The organism is Pseudomonas sp. MPDS, assembly GCF_013283895.1.
In the GTDB taxonomy this organism is placed as follows: domain Bacteria; phylum Pseudomonadota; class Gammaproteobacteria; order Pseudomonadales; family Pseudomonadaceae; genus Aquipseudomonas; species Aquipseudomonas rhizophila.
The window spans coordinates 4333796-4350247 of sequence record NZ_CP054128.1 but is presented as its reverse complement, the minus strand read 5'-3'; the positions used below and the strand labels follow the sequence as shown (position 1 = coordinate 4350247).

Annotated in this window: 14 protein-coding genes; 7 read left to right on the top strand and 7 right to left on the bottom strand. The window is 60.9% G+C overall.

The genetic code is table 11. The annotated features are described in order from the left end of the window. Positions 1-126: 126 nt before the first annotated feature. The 7 genes from HQ912_RS19090 (at position 127) to HQ912_RS19060 (ending at position 5716) form a co-directional block, all read left to right on the top strand. Positions 127-1116 carry an alpha/beta fold hydrolase gene (locus HQ912_RS19090; protein WP_047227141.1) on the top strand — a complete coding sequence of 330 codons (990 nt, stop codon included), beginning with the start codon at positions 127-129 and terminating at the stop codon, positions 1114-1116. A gap of 127 nt (positions 1117-1243) precedes the next feature. Further along, on the top strand, positions 1244-1735 hold the full coding sequence (gene rraA, locus HQ912_RS19085; protein WP_047227142.1) for a ribonuclease E activity regulator RraA: 492 nt from the start codon (positions 1244-1246) through the stop codon (positions 1733-1735). Between the two features lie 25 nt (positions 1736-1760). After that, positions 1761-2756, top strand: coding sequence for a zinc transporter ZntB (locus tag HQ912_RS19080; protein WP_047227143.1), 996 nt, complete (start codon positions 1761-1763; stop codon positions 2754-2756). 63 nt (positions 2757-2819) lie between these two features. Continuing rightward, positions 2820-3065 (top strand): hypothetical protein, encoded by a 246-nt coding sequence (locus HQ912_RS19075; protein WP_014337331.1) that lies wholly within the window; start codon positions 2820-2822, stop codon positions 3063-3065. A 2-nt stretch (positions 3066-3067) separates the two neighbouring features. Continuing rightward, positions 3068-3892, top strand: a complete 825-nt coding sequence (locus HQ912_RS19070) for a mechanosensitive ion channel family protein (RefSeq protein ID WP_047227144.1) — start codon at positions 3068-3070, stop codon at positions 3890-3892. Between the two features lie 91 nt (positions 3893-3983). After that, the gene (gene sigX / locus HQ912_RS19065) at positions 3984-4574 is read left to right on the top strand and encodes an RNA polymerase sigma factor SigX (protein ID WP_042729583.1); all 591 of its coding nucleotides are present in this window, start codon (positions 3984-3986) and stop codon (positions 4572-4574) included. Between the two features lie 107 nt (positions 4575-4681). Further along, entirely contained in the window at positions 4682-5716 is a 1035-nt protein-coding gene (locus HQ912_RS19060) for an OmpA family protein (protein WP_047227145.1), read from the top strand. A gap of 203 nt (positions 5717-5919) precedes the next feature. Here HQ912_RS19060 and cobA read toward each other — a convergent pair whose 3' ends face one another. From cobA to HQ912_RS19025, 7 genes are all read right to left on the bottom strand, one after another. After that, the gene (cobA, locus tag HQ912_RS19055; protein ID WP_173407162.1) at positions 5920-6675 is read right to left on the bottom strand and encodes a uroporphyrinogen-III C-methyltransferase; all 756 of its coding nucleotides are present in this window, start codon (positions 6673-6675) and stop codon (positions 5920-5922) included. Positions 6676-6685: 10 nt separating this feature from the next. Then, positions 6686-9403, bottom strand: a complete 2718-nt coding sequence (locus HQ912_RS19050; RefSeq protein WP_107322191.1) for a nitrate reductase — start codon at positions 9401-9403, stop codon at positions 6686-6688. Continuing rightward, entirely contained in the window at positions 9403-9720 is a 318-nt protein-coding gene (gene nirD / locus HQ912_RS19045; protein WP_047227148.1) for a nitrite reductase small subunit NirD, read from the bottom strand. Before nirD ends, HQ912_RS19050 begins: the two co-directional genes overlap by 1 nt. Then, on the bottom strand, positions 9717-12170 hold the full coding sequence (gene nirB / locus HQ912_RS19040) for a nitrite reductase large subunit NirB (protein WP_047227149.1): 2454 nt from the start codon (positions 12168-12170) through the stop codon (positions 9717-9719). Before nirB ends, nirD begins: the two co-directional genes overlap by 4 nt. Positions 12171-12596: 426 nt before the next feature. Beyond that, positions 12597-14267 carry a bifunctional protein-serine/threonine kinase/phosphatase gene (locus HQ912_RS19035; RefSeq protein WP_173407161.1) on the bottom strand — a complete coding sequence of 557 codons (1671 nt, stop codon included), beginning with the start codon at positions 14265-14267 and terminating at the stop codon, positions 12597-12599. Between the two features lie 9 nt (positions 14268-14276). Beyond that, complete coding sequence (locus HQ912_RS19030; protein WP_047227151.1) at positions 14277-15488, bottom strand: nitrate/nitrite transporter; 1212 nt, start codon at positions 15486-15488, stop codon at positions 14277-14279. Between the two features lie 387 nt (positions 15489-15875). After that, the gene (locus tag HQ912_RS19025; RefSeq protein WP_047227152.1) at positions 15876-16451 is read right to left on the bottom strand and encodes an ANTAR domain-containing response regulator; all 576 of its coding nucleotides are present in this window, start codon (positions 16449-16451) and stop codon (positions 15876-15878) included. Position 16452 lies beyond the last annotated feature (1 nt).

Sequence of the window (16452 nt, the reverse complement as noted above, 5' to 3'; positions counted from 1 at the left end):
CAACGTTGATTTGCTGATCCACCGCCATCGCGAGCAGGCTCGCTCCCACAGGTTGCGCGGCAGCCCCTTTTGATTGAAGTAGGGCGGGCTCCAGGCGGATGCCGCCCTTTTTTGTGCAAGAGCATTATGCAAAGCAGCAGCAACCTTTTTCCTGTCGCCCTGATCAGCGCCGAGCGGCGTGGTGATCTGAGCGAAGACGTCTATCGTCTGAAGCCCGGCAACAGCCCGGACTACAGCGTTGAACTGGCCGTCACCCGACTGGGCATGGCCGACGGCAGCGAGGTTCGCGGCGTTCCCGTGATCCTGCTGCACGGCAGTTTTTCCAACCGGCGCTTCTGGTATTCGCCCAAGGGCCTGGGACTGGGGGCCTATCTTGCGCGGCTGGGCTTTGACGTGTGGATTCCCGAAATGCGCGGTCATGGCCTGTCCCAGCGCAATCACGACTACCGCAAGAACCGCGTGGCCGATTACGCTCGTTACGACCTGCCGGCCATCGGTGCTTTTGTGCGTGAGCAGAGCGGACAGGTGCCACACTGGATCGGCCACTCTTTGGGCGGCATCACCCTGGCGGCGGCGTTGGGCGGTCACTATCTGGGCGAGCCGGCGGTGGCTTCGGCGGCGTTTTTTGGCACCCAGGTCAGCCGCACCTATTGGCCGCTGAAGATCCCGCCGGTGGAATGGAGCGGACGTTTCATTCTCAAGCGTTTTGCCCAGTTGTCCGGTTCGCGGCTCAAGCGCGGCCCGGAGGACGAGCCCATCGGCCTGGCGCTGGAGAGCATGCGCTGGTATGGCCTGTTCGGGCGTTTTGGTGATGCGCAGAAGAACTGGTGGGCGGGGCTGGCCGATGTGCAGGTGCCGATACTGGCGGTGAGCGCGGCCGGCGACCAGCAGGATCCGACCTGGGCTTGCCGCAAACTCTTCGAGCAGGTCGGCTCTGCGCACAAGCAGTTTGTCTGCCTGGGCCGGGAGCAGGGCTTTACCGACGATTTCGGCCATGTCGAGATGCTGGTCAGCAAAGCGGCCCATGCTGAGGTCTGGCCGTTGGTGGCGCGTTGGCTGGCAGATCAGCATGCACCGCTACTGGCGGATCCATCCAGGCTGGCCGAAGCGGTTTGAAGCGAAGGCTCTGACAAGGGCATTTCGCTCTTGTCGGCTTGCGGCTAAGATATGACGCGATACGCGGTTCCGGTCACAAACGGTTGCTCACTCAGCCTGACGTTCCAGCCTTTACAGGAGTTGTTCAATGAACCATTACCTCACGCCCGACCTGTGCGACGCCTACCCGGAGTTGGTGCAAGTGTTGGAGCCGATGTTCAGCAATTTCGGTGGCCGCGATTCCTTCGGTGGCGAAATCGTGACCATCAAGTGCTTCGAGGACAACTCCCTGGTCAAGGAGCAGGTGGAACTCAAGGGCAACGGCAAAGTGTTGGTGGTCGATGGCGGCGGCTCACTGCGCCGGGCATTGCTGGGTGACATGCTGGCCGAAAAAGCCGCGAAAAACGGCTGGGAAGGGCTGGTGATTTACGGTTGCATCCGCGACGTCGACGTCATTGCCCAGACAGACCTTGGTGTCCAGGCCCTGGCCAGCCATCCGATGAAAACCGACAAGCGTGGCATCGGCGATCTCAATGTCGCGGTGACCTTTGCCGGCGTGACGTTTCGTCCAGGCGAGTATGTCTATGCGGACAACAACGGCGTGATTGTGTCGCCCAGCCCGCTGAAAATGCCTGAATGAAGCGTCAAAGCCATAAGGGATGAGGATGTTCGAGGAAGAAAACGCGCAATGGGGGCTGGTGCATGCCCTGGTGCTGGACGGTAATGGTGGCGCGCGTTCGATAGCCCGGACAGAACTCGACGATTTGCAGTTACAGGCCCACGAAAGCTTGTGGCTACACTGGGATCGCAGTCATCCGCAAACCCACACCTGGCTGCGCAAGTCCAGTGGCCTGAGCGAATTCAACTGCGACCTGCTGCTGGAGGAGAACACCCGGCCGCGCCTGTTGCCGCTGCCCAACGCCGAACTGCTGCTGTTTCTGCGCGGCGTCAACCTCAATCCGGGCGCAGAACCGGAGGACATGGTGTCGGTGCGGATCTTCGCGTCCCCCCAGCGAGTGATCTCCCTGCGCCTGCGTCCGTTGCGCGCCACCGATGAACTGTTGACGCAACTGGCCGAGGGCGAGGGGCCAAGGACTGCGTCGGAACTCATCCTTTATATGGCGCAGTACCTGACCAACAAGGTGCAGGATCTGGTCACCCAGCTCTCGGAAATCGTCGATAGCGAAGAAGAAAAGATTGATACCGACGAACGGTATACCCCCGAGCATGATGCCATTTTGCACATTCGCAGAAGGGCGGCCGGGCTGAAGCGGTTCCTGGCCCCCCAGCGGGATATTTTCGGCCAGATGACACGGCTCAAACTGCCGTGGTTTGTCGAGGATGATGGCGATTACTGGAATGAATTGAACAACAGCCTGACCCGCTACCTCGAAGAGCTGGAATTGACCCGAGAGCGCGTGGGGCTTGTGCTGGAGGCCGAGGACCGGCGTCTGTCGGTGCGTATGAATCGCACCATGTACCGCTTCGGCATCATCACCGGGATTTTTCTGCCGATGAGTTTTCTCACCGGTCTTTTGGGCATCAACGTCGGCGGTATTCCGTTCTCCGAAAGCCCTTATGGCTTCCTGGTTGCATGCCTGTTGATGGTCGGCGTGGCCCTCGGTCAGTGGTGGCTGTTCCGCCGTTTGCGCTGGGTTTGACGGGGCGCCATGTGACCTGCCGAAATTTGATCGCGTCTTTCACAGACATCACGAGAGGTGCGTATGCACGATCCGTTTGAACAGTCTTTGCGCGACATGCTCAAGGCTTCGCCGTCCAGCCGGGACGACGATGCATGCCTGGGACGTGTACTGAAAACCGCCAACCGCCAGGTTGGCGCCGGCGATCTGTTCAGCCTGCTGGGCCGCTGGTTGCCCGCGCTGATGATCGCCCTGAATAACGGGTCGGCCCACGTTTCGCCGGTTTCCCGTCGTAAACCTGTTACTCGCACCGCTGATAAGGCTGATTGAATATGGAACTTGATCTCTGGACCCAGAGCCTCGTCACGGCAATGACCGCGTTGTGGACCAAGGTGGCTAATTTCATCCCCAACCTCTTCGGCGCCCTGGTGGTGCTGTTGTTGGGGTTCGTGGTGGCCAAGCTGCTGGACACCCTGCTTTCAAAACTGCTCGCCAAATTGGGGCTCGACCGCCTGATGGGCGGCACCGGCCTGACCAAGCTGCTGTCGCGCGGTGGCATTCAGGTTCCGATCTCGACCTTGGTCGGCAAGATCGTCTACTGGTTCGTTCTGCTGATTTTCCTGGTTTCTGCCGCTGAATCCCTGGGCCTTGAGCGAGTTTCAGCTACGCTCGATATGCTTGCGCTGTATTTGCCGAAGGTTTTCGGTGCCGCGCTGGTATTGCTGGTGGGCGTTCTGCTGGCGCAATTGGCCAACGGGCTGGTGCGCGGCGCGGCCGAAGGTGTCGGGCTTGACTACGCCCAGGGCTTGGGGCGAATTGCCCAGGGCCTGGTGATCATCATCAGTATTTCGGTCGCGATCAGCCAGTTGGAGGTCAAGACTGACCTGCTCAACCATGTGATCGTCATCGTATTGATTACCGTTGGTCTGGCGGTTGCGCTGGCAATGGGGTTGGGAAGCCGGGAAATCGCCGGCCAGATTCTTGCGGGAATCTATGTGCGTGAATTGTATGAGGTTGGGCAACAAGTGCGTGTTGGCGAGGTCGAAGGCCAGATCGAAGAGATCGGCACGGTGAAGACCACATTGCTGACCGAGGAGGGTGAATTGGTATCGCTCTCCAATCGGATCCTACTGGAACAGCATGTGAGTAGCCGCTAACCCGGCAAACCCTGCTAATGTATGCCGCCGCAAAATGCCCGTTAACGCAGGCTGCGGCGCACATTGACCTAGACTGTCGGCCCGACTTGTTTTGAACAAACCCCAATCGCTATCCACGCGCTACGACCCCCGTGATCTCTCCGATGAGGAGTTGGTCGCGCGCGCGCATACGGAACTTTTCCACGTAACGCGTGCTTACGAAGAATTGATGCGCCGTTACCAGAGAACATTATTTAACGTTTGTGCGCGTTATCTGGGGAACGATCGTGATGCTGACGATGTCTGTCAGGAGGTGATGTTGAAGGTGCTGTATGGTCTGAAGAACTTCGAGGGGAAATCGAAGTTCAAGACATGGCTCTATAGCATCACGTACAACGAATGCATCACGCAGTACCGCAAGGAACGGCGAAAGCGTCGCTTGATGGATGCTTTGAGCCTGGATCCTCTGGAGGAAGCGTCTGAAGAAAAGGCGCCCAAACCAGAGGAAAAGGGTGGGCTGGATCGCTGGCTTGTCCATGTGAACCCGATCGACCGGGAAATTCTGGTGCTACGATTTGTCGCAGAGCTGGAATTCCAAGAGATCGCAGACATAATGCACATGGGGTTGAGCGCGACAAAAATGCGTTACAAGCGCGCTCTTGATAAATTGCGTGAGAAATTTGCGGGTATTGCTGAAACTTAGTTCGGCGCAAATATCTCTTACGTGTAGGCAAGTTCTGATAGACTTGTCGCCGAGTTGTCCCCCGGTTTGCGGGACTGCTTTACAATCACCAGATGGGGATTTAACGGATGAAACTGAAAAACACCTTGGGCTTTGCCATTGGTTCTTTGATTGCTGCCACTTCGTTCGGCGCTCTGGCACAAGGCCAAGGCGCAGTTGAAATCGAAGGCTTCGCCAAGAAAGAAATGTTCGACAGCGCTCGCGACTTCAAGAACAACGGCAACCTGTTCGGCGGCTCGATTGGTTACTTCCTGACCGACGACGTAGAACTGCGTCTGGCCTACGACGAAGTGCACAACGCACGTGCCGAAGACGGTCGTAACATCAAGGGCTCCAACACCGCTCTGGACGCTCTGTACCACTTCAACAACCCAGGCGACATGCTGCGTCCTTACGTATCGGCTGGTTTCTCCGATCAGAGCATCGGTCAGAACGGCCGTAGCGGTCGCAACGGCTCCACCTTCGCCAACGTTGGCGGCGGTGCCAAGCTGTACTTCACTGACAACTTCTACGCCCGTGCCGGCGTTGAAGCTCAGTACAACATCGACCAGGGCGACACCGAGTGGGCTCCAAGCGTCGGTATCGGTGTGAACTTCGGTGGCGGCTCCAAGCCTGCTGCTGCTCCAGTTCCAGCTCCGGCTGAAGTCTGCTCCGACAGCGACAACGATGGCGTGTGCGACAACGTCGACAAGTGCCCTGACACCCCAGCCAACGTAACCGTTGACGCTGATGGCTGCCCAGCTGTTGCTGAAGTCGTACGTGTTGAGCTGGACGTCAAGTTCGACTTCGACAAGGCGGTCGTTAAAGATAACAGCTACGGCGACATCAAGAACCTGGCTGATTTCATGAAGCAGTACCCATCCACCACCACTACTGTTGAAGGTCACACTGACTCCGTCGGTCCTGACGCTTACAACCAGGCTCTGTCCGAGCGTCGTGCAAACGCCGTTAAGCAAGTCCTGACCAACCAGTACGGTGTTGAATCGTCCCGCGTTCAGTCTGTTGGCTACGGCGAATCCCGCCCAGTTGCCGACAACGCTACTGACGCTGGCCGTGCTGTTAACCGTCGCGTAGAAGCGCAGGTTGAAGCCGAAGCTAAGTAATTAGCCCACAGCTTTGGAAAAGCCCGGCTTAGGCCGGGCTTTTCTTTGCCTGCGATTTATGAAAATCAGGGGCGGGGCTGGAGAAACACAAAAAACTGTGGGAGCGAGCCTGCTCGCGATGGCGGTGTGTCAGTCAGCATCAATGTTGCTGATCCACCGCCATCGCGAGCAGGCTCGCTCCCACAGGTTTGCTGGTGTCTGTGCTATAGCGCCGAAGCCTGGACCCAGGCCGGTTGCGCGCCTGCCAGCTCAGCAGCTCTGGCCACCTCGCCAATCACCAGGATCGCCGGGCTCTTGAGTTGAAATGCGCCTGCATCGGCCTCCATCGAGGTCAGGTCACTGCGACAGTCGCGCTGATGGGGCAGAGAGGCATTTTCAATCATCGCCACCGGCGTGTCCGCCGCCAGGCCTCCGGCCAGCAGTTGCTCGCGGATCTCGCTCAGTTTCGCCACCCCCATGTACACCACCAAGGTGGTCCCGCTTTGTGCCAGGGCTTGCCAGTTCAGGCTGCTACCGTCCTGGGTGTGGGCGGTGACCAGCGTCACGCCCCGGGCAATCCCACGCAGCGTCGGCGGAATATCACATTGCGTCGCACCCGCGAGGCCGGCCGTAATGCCATTGACCAGTTCCACTTCGACGCCATGCTCGCGCAGCCACTGCGCCTCTTCGCCGCCCCGGCCGAAGATGCACGGGTCGCCGCCCTTGAGGCGTACCACGCATTTGCCCTGACGGGCATAACGCAGCATCAGCCGATGGATAAAAGCCTGTGGCGTGGAACGGCATCCGCCGCGCTTGCCGACGGCGATGATCCGCGCGCCAGGGCAGTGCTCCAGCACCGCATCGTTGACCAGATCGTCGATCAACACCACGTCGGCTTCGCCCAAGGCGCGCACGGCTTTGAGGGTCAGCAATTCAGGGTCGCCAGGACCTGCACCCACCAGCCAGACTTTTGCGTTCATAGTGTTTTCCTCACGAGACAGCGGCCACCGGTTGCGCGGTGGCAACCAGCAGGCGTTTGATTTCCGGTACACAGGAGCCGCATTGCGTGCCGCAGCCCAGTTCCTGTTTCAGCCCCTGCAAGTCCAGGCCACGTTCAATGCCGGCGCAGATCGCACGCTGGCTGACGTTCATGCAGTTGCACAGTGTTTTGCTGCCGCCAACGGCGGCGCCGGCATTGCCTGGTGGGGCGCTCAAAGGCGCCAGCAGCCAGCGCCGCAACTGCTCATCGGCGCGGCCTTCCAGCCAGAGGTTTTGCAGCCAGTGGCGGGCCAGGGTTTCGCCGGCCAGGCGAATGGCGGTGATGCGACCGTTCTCGATTCGCACCCGTTTACCGATGGAACGACGCGGGTCGTCATAGGCCAGCACCGGCCCTTCGATCAGCCCCAATTGCTCGTCGATCGCCTGCAGCAACTGCGGTTCGGGGGCGACGGCGCTGGCCGCGCGAATCAGCAACGCGGGACGTTCGCGCCCAGTCAGGCTCAGGCTGACGTAGGCAAACGCCTCACACAGTGGTCGCAAAGTCTCCAAGTGCTGTTGAACATCGCCTTCGACCAGGGCGAAAAGCTGCCAGGGCAGGTTCACCGGTTCCAGGCGCACGCCGCTGTGTTTGAGTTCCGGCTGTTTTGACAGGGGGTCGAAGGCCGGTTGAGTCAGGGTATTGACCCCACCCTTGAGAAAGCGATCGCCCCAGTGCATGGGCAGAAACGCCTGCCCGGGGCGCACGCTGTCGTCGCTGTCCACCGCCACGATCACGGCGCCACGACGGCTCTTGAGGCTGACCAGGTCACCGGCTTGCAGCCGATGGCGAAGCAGTTCGTCAGGGTGCAGGCTGAGCACGGCTTCGTTCACATGACCGAACAATTGCGCGGCGGTGCCGGTGCGGCTCATGCCATGCCATTGGTCCCGCAGGCGACCCGTGTTGAGGGTCAATGGGTAGCGGGCGTCGCGCAACTCTTTGGCGGCGCGATACGGTTCTGCGACAAACCGCGCGCGGCCATTGTCGGTAGGAAAAATCCCGTCCAGATACAGGCGCGGTGTTCCGCTGCTGGCGCCTTGCGGGAAGGGCCATTGCTGAGGACCGAGTTGATCGATCAGGGCATGGCTGATACCGGACAAGTCCAGGTCGCGGCCACGGGTCAGTTGCTTGTATTCATCGAACAACTGGGCCGGGGTTTCAAAGGCGAACAGGCTGGGTTGACCCGGGCGCAGGCGTTTCTCCAGGCGTTGGGCGAAATCCACGGTAATTGCCCAGTCCGGCCGTGCCTCACCCGGTGCGGCAATCGCCCGGCGGACGTGGGAAATACGCCGTTCAGAATTGGTCACCGACCCTTCTTTCTCGCCCCAACTGGCCGCTGGCAGCAGCAGGTCGGCAAACGCGGCGGTTTCGGTGGTCCGGAAGGCCTCTTGCAGCACCACGAATGGACAGGCTTGCAGGGCTTCCCGGACCGCCGTCTGGTCAGGCATCGACTGCGCGGGGTTGGTGCAGGCAATCCACAGTGCCTTGATCTTGCCACTGCGAACCTGTTCGAACAGTTCGATGGCGCTCAAACCCGTGGTCGCGGGCAATTGCTCAACACCCCAGTAGCGAGCGACTTCGGCGCGATGTTCGGCGTTGGCGGCGTCGCGATGACCCGGCAGCAGGTTCGACAAGCTACCGGTTTCCCGACCGCCCATGGCATTGGGCTGACCGGTCAGCGAGAAGGGCCCGGCGCCCGGCCGGCCGATTTGGCCGGTGGCCAGGTGCAGGTTGATCAACGCGCTGTTCTTCGCACTGCCGGCGGTGGACTGATTCAAGCCCATGCACCACAACGACAGGAAGCTGGGCGACGTGCCGACCCATTCGGCGCACTGGTGCAGTTGCTCGACGCTGATGCCGCAGATCTGGGCGACCATGGCCGGGGTGTAGTCGCGCACCAGGTTCTTGAGGTCCGCCAGGCCTTCGGTGTGGGCCTTGATGAAGCCGCGGTCGACCCAGTCTTCCCACAACAACAGGTGCAAAATCCCATGGAACAAGGCGACATCGGTGCCCGGCAGGATCGCCAGATGCAGGTCGGCAAGGTCGCAGGTGTCGGTACGCCGTGGGTCGATGACGATGATTTTCATCTGTGGTCGGCGGGACTTGGCGTCCTCGAGGCGGCGAAACAGGATCGGATGGGCGTAGGCCATGTTACTGCCGACAATCATCACACAGTCGCTCAGCTCCAGGTCTTCATAGCTGCAGGGCGGGGCGTCGGCACCGAGGCTGCGCTTGTAACCCACCACCGCCGAGGACATGCACAGCCGGGAATTGCTGTCGATGTTGTTGGTGCCCACCAGTGCCCGGGCGAGTTTGTTGAAGGCGTAGTAGTCCTCGGTCAGCAGTTGCCCGGAGATGTAGAACGCCACGCTGTCGGGGCCGTGTTCGGCGATGGTATCGGCGAAGATGCTGGCCGCGTGATCCAGCGCGCTGTCCCAATCGGTGCGGGCGCGGGACAGGCCCTTGCCCAAGCGCAGTTCGGGATACAAGGCGCGCGCGGCGAGGTCGCCGGTCAGGTGCAGGGTCGAACCCTTGCTGCACAGTTTGCCAAAGTTGGCCGGGTGAGCGGGATCGCCACTGACGCCGAGGATACGCTCGTCGTCATGTTCGATCAGCACGCCGCAACCGACCCCGCAATAACAGCAGGTCGAGGCGGTGGTTTGACGGCTCATCAGCTTGCTTCCCGCAATGCCAGCATCACCCGGCCGTTTTCGACCCGCGCCGCATGATGATGAGCGCAACCCACATCCGGGGCCTGAGCCTGGCCGGTTTCCAGGTCGATCTGCCAGTTGTGCAGCGGGCAGGCCACGCGCTTGCCATAGATCAACCCCTGGGACAGCGGGCCACCCTTGTGCGGGCAGCGGTCATCGAGTGCGAAAACCTCATCGTCGCTGGTACGAAAAATCGCGATATCGCCTTTCGGGCCATTGATGATGCGCGAGCCCAGGGCGTTGATCTCTTCCAGTGCGCAGATATCCAGCCAGTTCATGCCGGTACCTCCAGGTTTTTCACGGTGATGACTTCAAACTCTTTCTTCAGCTGGGGCTGTTCCAGGCGTTCTTTCCATGGGTCCTGTTCCAACGACAGGGAGAACTTCAGGCGGTCATGCAAGGCTTTGCGTCGTTGCGGATCTTCAAGTACTGCTTTCTTGATGTGCTCCATGCCGACCCGTTGCATGTAGTGCACGGTGCGTTCGAGGTAGAAGGCTTCTTCGCGGTACAACTGCAGGAATGCGCCGTTGTATTCGCGCACTTCTTCGGCGGTCTTGAGTTTGACGAAGAATTCGGCGACCTCAGTCTTGATCCCGCCGTTACCGCCGATGTACATCTCCCAGCCGGAATCGACGCCGATAATGCCGACATCTTTGATGCCCGCTTCCGAGCAGTTGCGGGGGCAACCGGAAACGGCCAGCTTCACTTTGTGGGGCGACCACATGTTGAAGAGGTCGTGCTCCAGCTCGATTCCCAATTGGGTGGAGTTCTGCGTGCCAAAACGGCAGAATTCGCTGCCTACGCAGGTTTTTACGGTGCGGATGGATTTGCCATAAGCGTGGCCGGACGGCATGTCCAGGTCTTTCCAGACTCCGGGTAGATCCTGCTTTTTGATCCCTAGCAAGTCGATACGCTGGCCGCCGGTGACCTTGACCATCGGCACGTTGTATTTGTCGGCCACATCGGCAATGCGCCGCAACTCAGACGGATTGGTCACGCCACCCCACATCCGCGGGACGACGGAGTAAGTGCCATCTTTCTGGATGTTGGCGTGGGCACGCTCGTTGATCAGGCGCGACTGCGGATCGTCGTGCGCTTCGCCGGGCCAGGTGGAAATCAGGTAGTAGTTGAGCGCCGGGCGGCAGGTGGCGCAGCCGTTTGGGGTGCGCCAGTTCAGGTAGCTCATGGTTGCGGCGATGGTCAGCAGATGCTGGTCGCGGATCGCCTGGCGAATCTGCCCATGGTTGAGATCGCTGCAACCGCAGATGGCTTTTTCGCTTTTCGGTTTGACGTCCGCCGCGCCGCCCACGGTGTTGATCAGGATCTGCTCCACCAAACCGGCGCAGGAGCCACAGGAACTGGCGGCCTTGGTGTGTTTTTTCACATCATCGACGCTGAACAGCCCATGCTCCTGGATCGCCTTGACGATGGTGCCCTTGCACACGCCGTTGCAGCCGCAGACTTCGGCGGTGTCGGCCATGTTCATGGCTTTGTCCTGGCCCTGGTGTCCTACGTCTCCCAGGGCGTTTTCCCCAAACATCAGGTGATCGCGGATCTCGCTGATGGTGTGGTTCTCACGGATCTGACGGAAATACCAGCCACCGTCTGCCGTATCGCCGTACAGACAGGCGCCGACCAGCACGTCATCCTTGATCACCAGTTTTTTGTAGACGCCACCAATCGGGTCGGAAAGGGTGATGGTCTCGGTGCCTTCGCCGCCCATGAAGTCCCCGGCGGAGAACAGGTCGATGCCGGTGACTTTGAGTTTGGTCGAGGTCACTGACCCCTTGTAGGTGGCGAAGCCCAGTTGCGCGAGGTGGTTGGCACAGACCTTGGCTTGCTCGAACAGCGGTGCCACCAGGCCGTAGGCGGTTCCACGGTGGCTGGCGCATTCACCGATGGCATAGATGCGCGGGTCGTAGGTTTGCATCGTGTCGTTGACCAGAATCCCGCGGTTGCAAGGGATGCCGGACTTTTCCGCCAGTTCGGTATTGGGGCGGATACCGGCGGCCATCACCACCAGATCGGCCGGGATGATGTCACCGTTTTTGAATTGCACCGAGCCGACCCGGCCATTGCCGGCGTCGTGCAGGGCTTGCGTTTGTTCGCTCAGGCGGAATTTCAGCCCGCGATTTTCCAGGGCGGTTTGCAGCAACTGACCGCTGGTCTTGTCCAGCTGACGCTCCAGCAGCCATTCACCCAGGTGCACCACTGTCACGTCCATGCCCCGCAGTTTCAAGCCGTTGGCGGCTTCCAGGCCGAGCAGCCCGCCGCCGATCACCACGGCGTGTTTGTGGGTCTTGGCGGTGTTGATCATCGCCTGGGTGTCGGCGATGTCGCGGTAGCCGATGACGCCATCCAGGGTGTTGCCGGGGATCGGCAGGATGAATGGCGTGGAGCCTGTGGCGATCAGCAGACGGTCGTATTCGGCTTCGCTGCCGTCCTCGGCGATGACCCGGCGCTTGACTCGGTCGATCTCCACGACCTTGCGGTTGAGCAGCAGCTTGATGTTGTTGTCCAGGTACCAGCTCAGGTCGTTGAGCACGATCTCTTCAAACGTCTGCTCGCCGGCGAGCACGGGCGAGAGCAGGATTCGGTTGTAGTTGGTATGAGGCTCGGCGCCGAACACCGTGATGTCGTATAGCTCATTGCTCAGCTTGAGCAGTTCTTCAAGGGTTCGAACCCCGGCCATGCCGTTGCCGATCATCACCAGTTTGAGTTTCTTCATCAGGGTTCTCCACAAGCTCAGGCCCGGTTCATCACGGTGCTCGGACTGGCTCGATACTTTTACGAAAACAAAAAAAGGCGTCCCGCTAGTTGCCTAGCGAGGACGCCTTTGTCCTTGTCCCGTTCTCTCGGGAAGCACCGCCCTCATCGTTGGAGGCGTTGCTTTATGTATGGTGAGAGAGGTTATGCAGTGGTTGTGCCAACTGGCTTGAGGGCGCGGATTTATTGGAGGGGAGGCGGGTTGTGCGGATTGGAGCGGGATTTATTGCACCGAATCAAAGCGTGTTGCCCGGTATTGGAGCGTCCCGCAGGCGCAGTTGCAGGGACCATCAGGCCGCCATCGCGAGCAGGCTCGCTCCCACATTGGATCTGCGGTGGACACAAAACCTGTGGGAGCGAGCCTGCTCGCGATAGACGCGACTGGGTTTCAGCCATGAAACGCTAAATACAGCAGCACCAGATTCACCACCAAAGACACCAGCGCCAATGTGCGCCAAACCTTCAGCGGCTCCCTTTCCAGTAGCGGCCGAGGCCTGACGCCCAAGCTGCGCCGTTCACCCTGTTCCAGCAGCAACAGCCATTCCTCGGCGGTTTCAAACCGTTGCCCAGGATCCGCCGCCACGGCACGCTCCAGGCTTTGCCCAAGCCATTCGGCCAGGTCCGGTCGATAGCGATGGGCACTGACCGGTATGCCAAAGCGCGGTCGCTGGAACGCCTCGATTTCGCCGTAGGGATAGTGTCCGGTGAGCAGGAAATACAAAGTCACGCCGACCGCATACAAGTCTTGTTGCGCCGTCGGCGGCGCACCCCCGAAGGCTTCCGGGGCGATATAGCTGGGCGTGCCGGGCAGCACGTTGGCCTGGTCTTCGGACAATCCCGGGCAGTACGCCAGGCCGAAATCCAGCAAGCGCAGTTCCCCATCCTCGCCCAGGTGCAGGTTCTCCGGCTTGATATCGCGGTGAAAGATCTGTCTTCGATGCAACAGGCCCACCGCGTGCACCAGCCGCTGCGCCAGATCCTGCCACTGGGGCAGAGGCAACGGGCCGCCCTGGTTGAACAGCTCGGCCAGGGTCTTGCCCGAATATTCCCGCATGACGTAGTACAAATGCTGACGCTGGGCAACGCCGTGGACTTCCGGAAACTGCCTCCCGGCGACCCGCCTGAGGAACCACTCTTCCGACAGCAACGACTGCCCGGCCTGAGTATCGTCCCGTAGATGCCCCGGCAAGGTTTTCAGCAACCACGGTTGGCCCTGGCCATCGTGTACCCGGTAGAGCAACGATTGCTGGCTCTGGCCGAGCAGGCTTTCGATCTGCCAGCCCTCGAACACTTGCCCCGGTTTCAATGCCGGGGGAAGGGGCCATTGCTGTAACTGGGCCAGCGCATCGCCTATGCTCGCTTCACCCACCGCATCGACCCGCACCAGCAGTGCGCTGGCGTTGTCCTGGCTGCCGGCCAGGTGCGCAGCGTTGACCAGGGTTTGCGCGGCAATGTCCAGGTCCGGCTGGTCGCGAAGGATACCGGCGATGGCCGTGTCCCCCAGAACCGCCCAGACGCCATCGCTGAGCAGTACGAAGGTCTCGTCGGCGCGCAGTTCGCCATCGAGGAAGTCCAGGATCAGGTGCTGATCCAGCCCCAGGGCACGCTTGAGCACGTGCTGCATGCCCTGTTGTTCCCAGACGTGATCCTCACTGACCCGCTGCAGATGATTGTCGTGCCAGCGGTAGACCCGGCAATCGCCCACGTGGGCCAGGGTGAAGCGCCGGCCCCGCAGGACCAGCGCGCTGACGGTGGTGAGCAGCGGTTGCCCGCCACCGTTGGCTTGCAGCCAGCGATTCTGTGCCAATAACAGCCGGTCCAGCGCTTGGGCCACACCCCAGGTTTGCGGCGTGGAATAGTAGTCCAGGGCCAGGGCCTGCAAGGTCGAACGGGCGGCCAGCCCGCCATCGGCGCATTGGCTCACACCGTCGGCGATGGCGAACAGGTACCCCTTGCTCGCGGCCAGGGCCGGCGCCGGGGTCACCAGGCGCAGGGAGTCCTGGTTTTCTTCCCGAGGGCCAATGGCACTGGCTTCGGCAAAACTCAGTTGCAGGCTCATGGAGGCTATTTATACCCGAGCCGCGGTGACAGCGGCCGAACCCCAGGTGGTCCTCCAGCGACGCTTGACGCCGTACAGGCCGAACCAAGCCAGGACGCCGAGGCTGGCGAACAACCACAGTGCCAGTTGATAGCTGCCGGTGCTTTGCTTGATCGCGCCCATGCCTGCCGCCAGGGCGAAACCGCCGATGCCGCCGGCCATGCCGATCAATCCGGTCATCACGCCGATCTCGCGACGGAAGCGTTGTGGCACCAGTTGGAATACCGCGCCGTTGCCCGCACCCAAACCGAGCATGGTGCAGACGAACAGGGCCAGGGCCGCGTAGGAGCTTGGCAGATTGAAGCCCACTGCCGCGATGCAGACAGCGGCCACGGTGTACATGCCCAACAGGGTGCGAATGCCACCGAAACGATCCGCCAGGGCGCCGCCCAGTGGACGCATCAGGCTGCCCCCGAAGACGCAAGCGGCGGTGTAGTAACCGGCGGTCACCGGGCTCAGGCCGTACTGGTCGTTGAAGTAGCCGGGCAGTGCGCTGGCCAGGCCGATGAAGCCGCCGAAGGTGACGCTATAGAAGAACATGAACCACCAGCTGTCCCGGTCGCCCAAGGCCTTGAGGTAGTCGCCCATGGATTTGGCTTTTGGCCGCTCGGGAGCGTTCTTGGCTAGCCAGGCGAAGAGGATCAGGGTCACGATCAGCGGGATCAGCGCGAAACCGAACACGTTACTCCAGCCGAATGCCACTGCCATTACCGGTGCGATCAGCGCAGCCAGTACGGTGCCCGAGTTACCAGCGCCGGCAATGCCCATGGCCTTGCCCTGGTGCTGTGGCGGATACCACTGGGAGGCCAGCGGCAGGGCCACGGCGAATGACGCACCGGCCACGCCGAGGAACAGCCCCAGCAGCAAGGCTTGTTCGTAGCTGTGGATGCCCAGTTTCCAGGCACAGAACAGTGCACCGATCACAATCACCTGACCGACCATACCGGCGGTTTTCGGTGAAATCCGGTCGGCCAGCAGGCCCATGAACAAGCGCAGTACGGCACCGGCCAGGATCGGCGTAGCCACCATCAGGCCGCGTTGCTGGGTGGTCAGGTGCAGGTCGGCAGAGATCTGCACCGCCAGTGGACCGAGCAGGTACCAGACCATGAAACTCAGGTCGAAATAGAGGAAGGCCGCGAACAGTGTCGGGGTGTGGCCGGATTTCCAGAAGCTTGAATTCATCGCGCACCTCAGCTGTAAAAGTCTCGAGAAATGAGTCAGTGCCTTGAAGCAGTGCGCCGCCTGTGGCTGCACCACCGACCCCGGACTGTGGGATCAAAACAAAAAAACGCCGCAACCCGAATCGCCAGGGGGCGAGGAGGGTGTGCGACGTCTTTGTCGTAGGTGGGGCAACCGCCGTTGGTTACCTGTGGCTTTGCTAAAGCGAGAACTGTGCCAACAGGGGAGCAGTGTGAGACCTATCGCGAGCAGGCTCGCTCCCACAGTGGATCTTCAGTGGCCATGAAACCTGTGGGAGCGGGCCTGCTCCCACATTGGAGTTCCAGTGGCCACAGGATCTGTGGGAGCGAGCCTGCTCGCGATAGCGCCGGGCCAGGCGCTGCAAGGCTTTCAGCCGAGCAACTCATTCATCGCAATGATCTGCTCGGCCACCTGGATCAGCTTCTGCTGGCGACTCATGGCCTGGCGGCGCATCAGGGTGTAGGCCTGTTCTTCGTTGCATTCTTTCATCTTCATCAGCATGCCCTTGGCCAGTTCGATGCGTTTGCGTTCGGCCAGTTGCTGGTCCCGGGCCAGGAGCTGGGCGCGCAGGGCCTGGTCGCTTTCGAAGCGGGCCATGGCCACGTCGAGGATCGGTTGCAGGCGCGCGGCGTGGATGCCTTCGACGATGTAGGCGCTCACGCCCGACTTGATCGCCTGGCGCATTACATCCGGGTCGTGGGAGTCGGTAAACATGACGATCGGTCGTGGCTGGTCGCGGCTGACCAGCACCACTTGCTCCATGACATCGCGTCCGGGTGACTCGGTATCGATCAGGATCACGTCCGGACGCACTGTTTCGACGCGTGCCGGCAGGTCGATGGTCAATCCGGATTCATCGATGACTTCGAACCCGGCCTCAATCAGGGCCGCTTTGAGACGGCCGACTTTTTTCGCGGTGTCGTTGATCAGCAGGATACGCAGCATG

Coding starts and splice junctions, on each gene's coding strand:
- rraA (WP_047227142.1), top strand. CDS start 1,244: ATGAACCATTACCTCACGCCCGACCTGTGCGACGCCTACCCGGAGTTG.
- HQ912_RS19025 (WP_047227152.1), bottom strand. CDS start 16,451: ATGCTGCGTATCCTGCTGATCAACGACACCGCGAAAAAAGTCGGCCGT.
- HQ912_RS19060 (WP_047227145.1), top strand. CDS start 4,682: ATGAAACTGAAAAACACCTTGGGCTTTGCCATTGGTTCTTTGATTGCT.
- cobA (WP_173407162.1), bottom strand. CDS start 6,675: ATGAACGCAAAAGTCTGGCTGGTGGGTGCAGGTCCTGGCGACCCTGAA.
- nirB (WP_047227149.1), bottom strand. CDS start 12,170: ATGAAGAAACTCAAACTGGTGATGATCGGCAACGGCATGGCCGGGGTT.
- HQ912_RS19035 (WP_173407161.1), bottom strand. CDS start 14,267: ATGAGCCTGCAACTGAGTTTTGCCGAAGCCAGTGCCATTGGCCCTCGG.
- HQ912_RS19090 (WP_047227141.1), top strand. CDS start 127: ATGCAAAGCAGCAGCAACCTTTTTCCTGTCGCCCTGATCAGCGCCGAG.
- HQ912_RS19030 (WP_047227151.1), bottom strand. CDS start 15,488: ATGAATTCAAGCTTCTGGAAATCCGGCCACACCCCGACACTGTTCGCG.
- HQ912_RS19080 (WP_047227143.1), top strand. CDS start 1,761: ATGTTCGAGGAAGAAAACGCGCAATGGGGGCTGGTGCATGCCCTGGTG.
- nirD (WP_047227148.1), bottom strand. CDS start 9,720: ATGAACTGGCTGGATATCTGCGCACTGGAAGAGATCAACGCCCTGGGC.
- HQ912_RS19075 (WP_014337331.1), top strand. CDS start 2,820: ATGCACGATCCGTTTGAACAGTCTTTGCGCGACATGCTCAAGGCTTCG.
- HQ912_RS19050 (WP_107322191.1), bottom strand. CDS start 9,403: ATGAGCCGTCAAACCACCGCCTCGACCTGCTGTTATTGCGGGGTCGGT.
- HQ912_RS19070 (WP_047227144.1), top strand. CDS start 3,068: ATGGAACTTGATCTCTGGACCCAGAGCCTCGTCACGGCAATGACCGCG.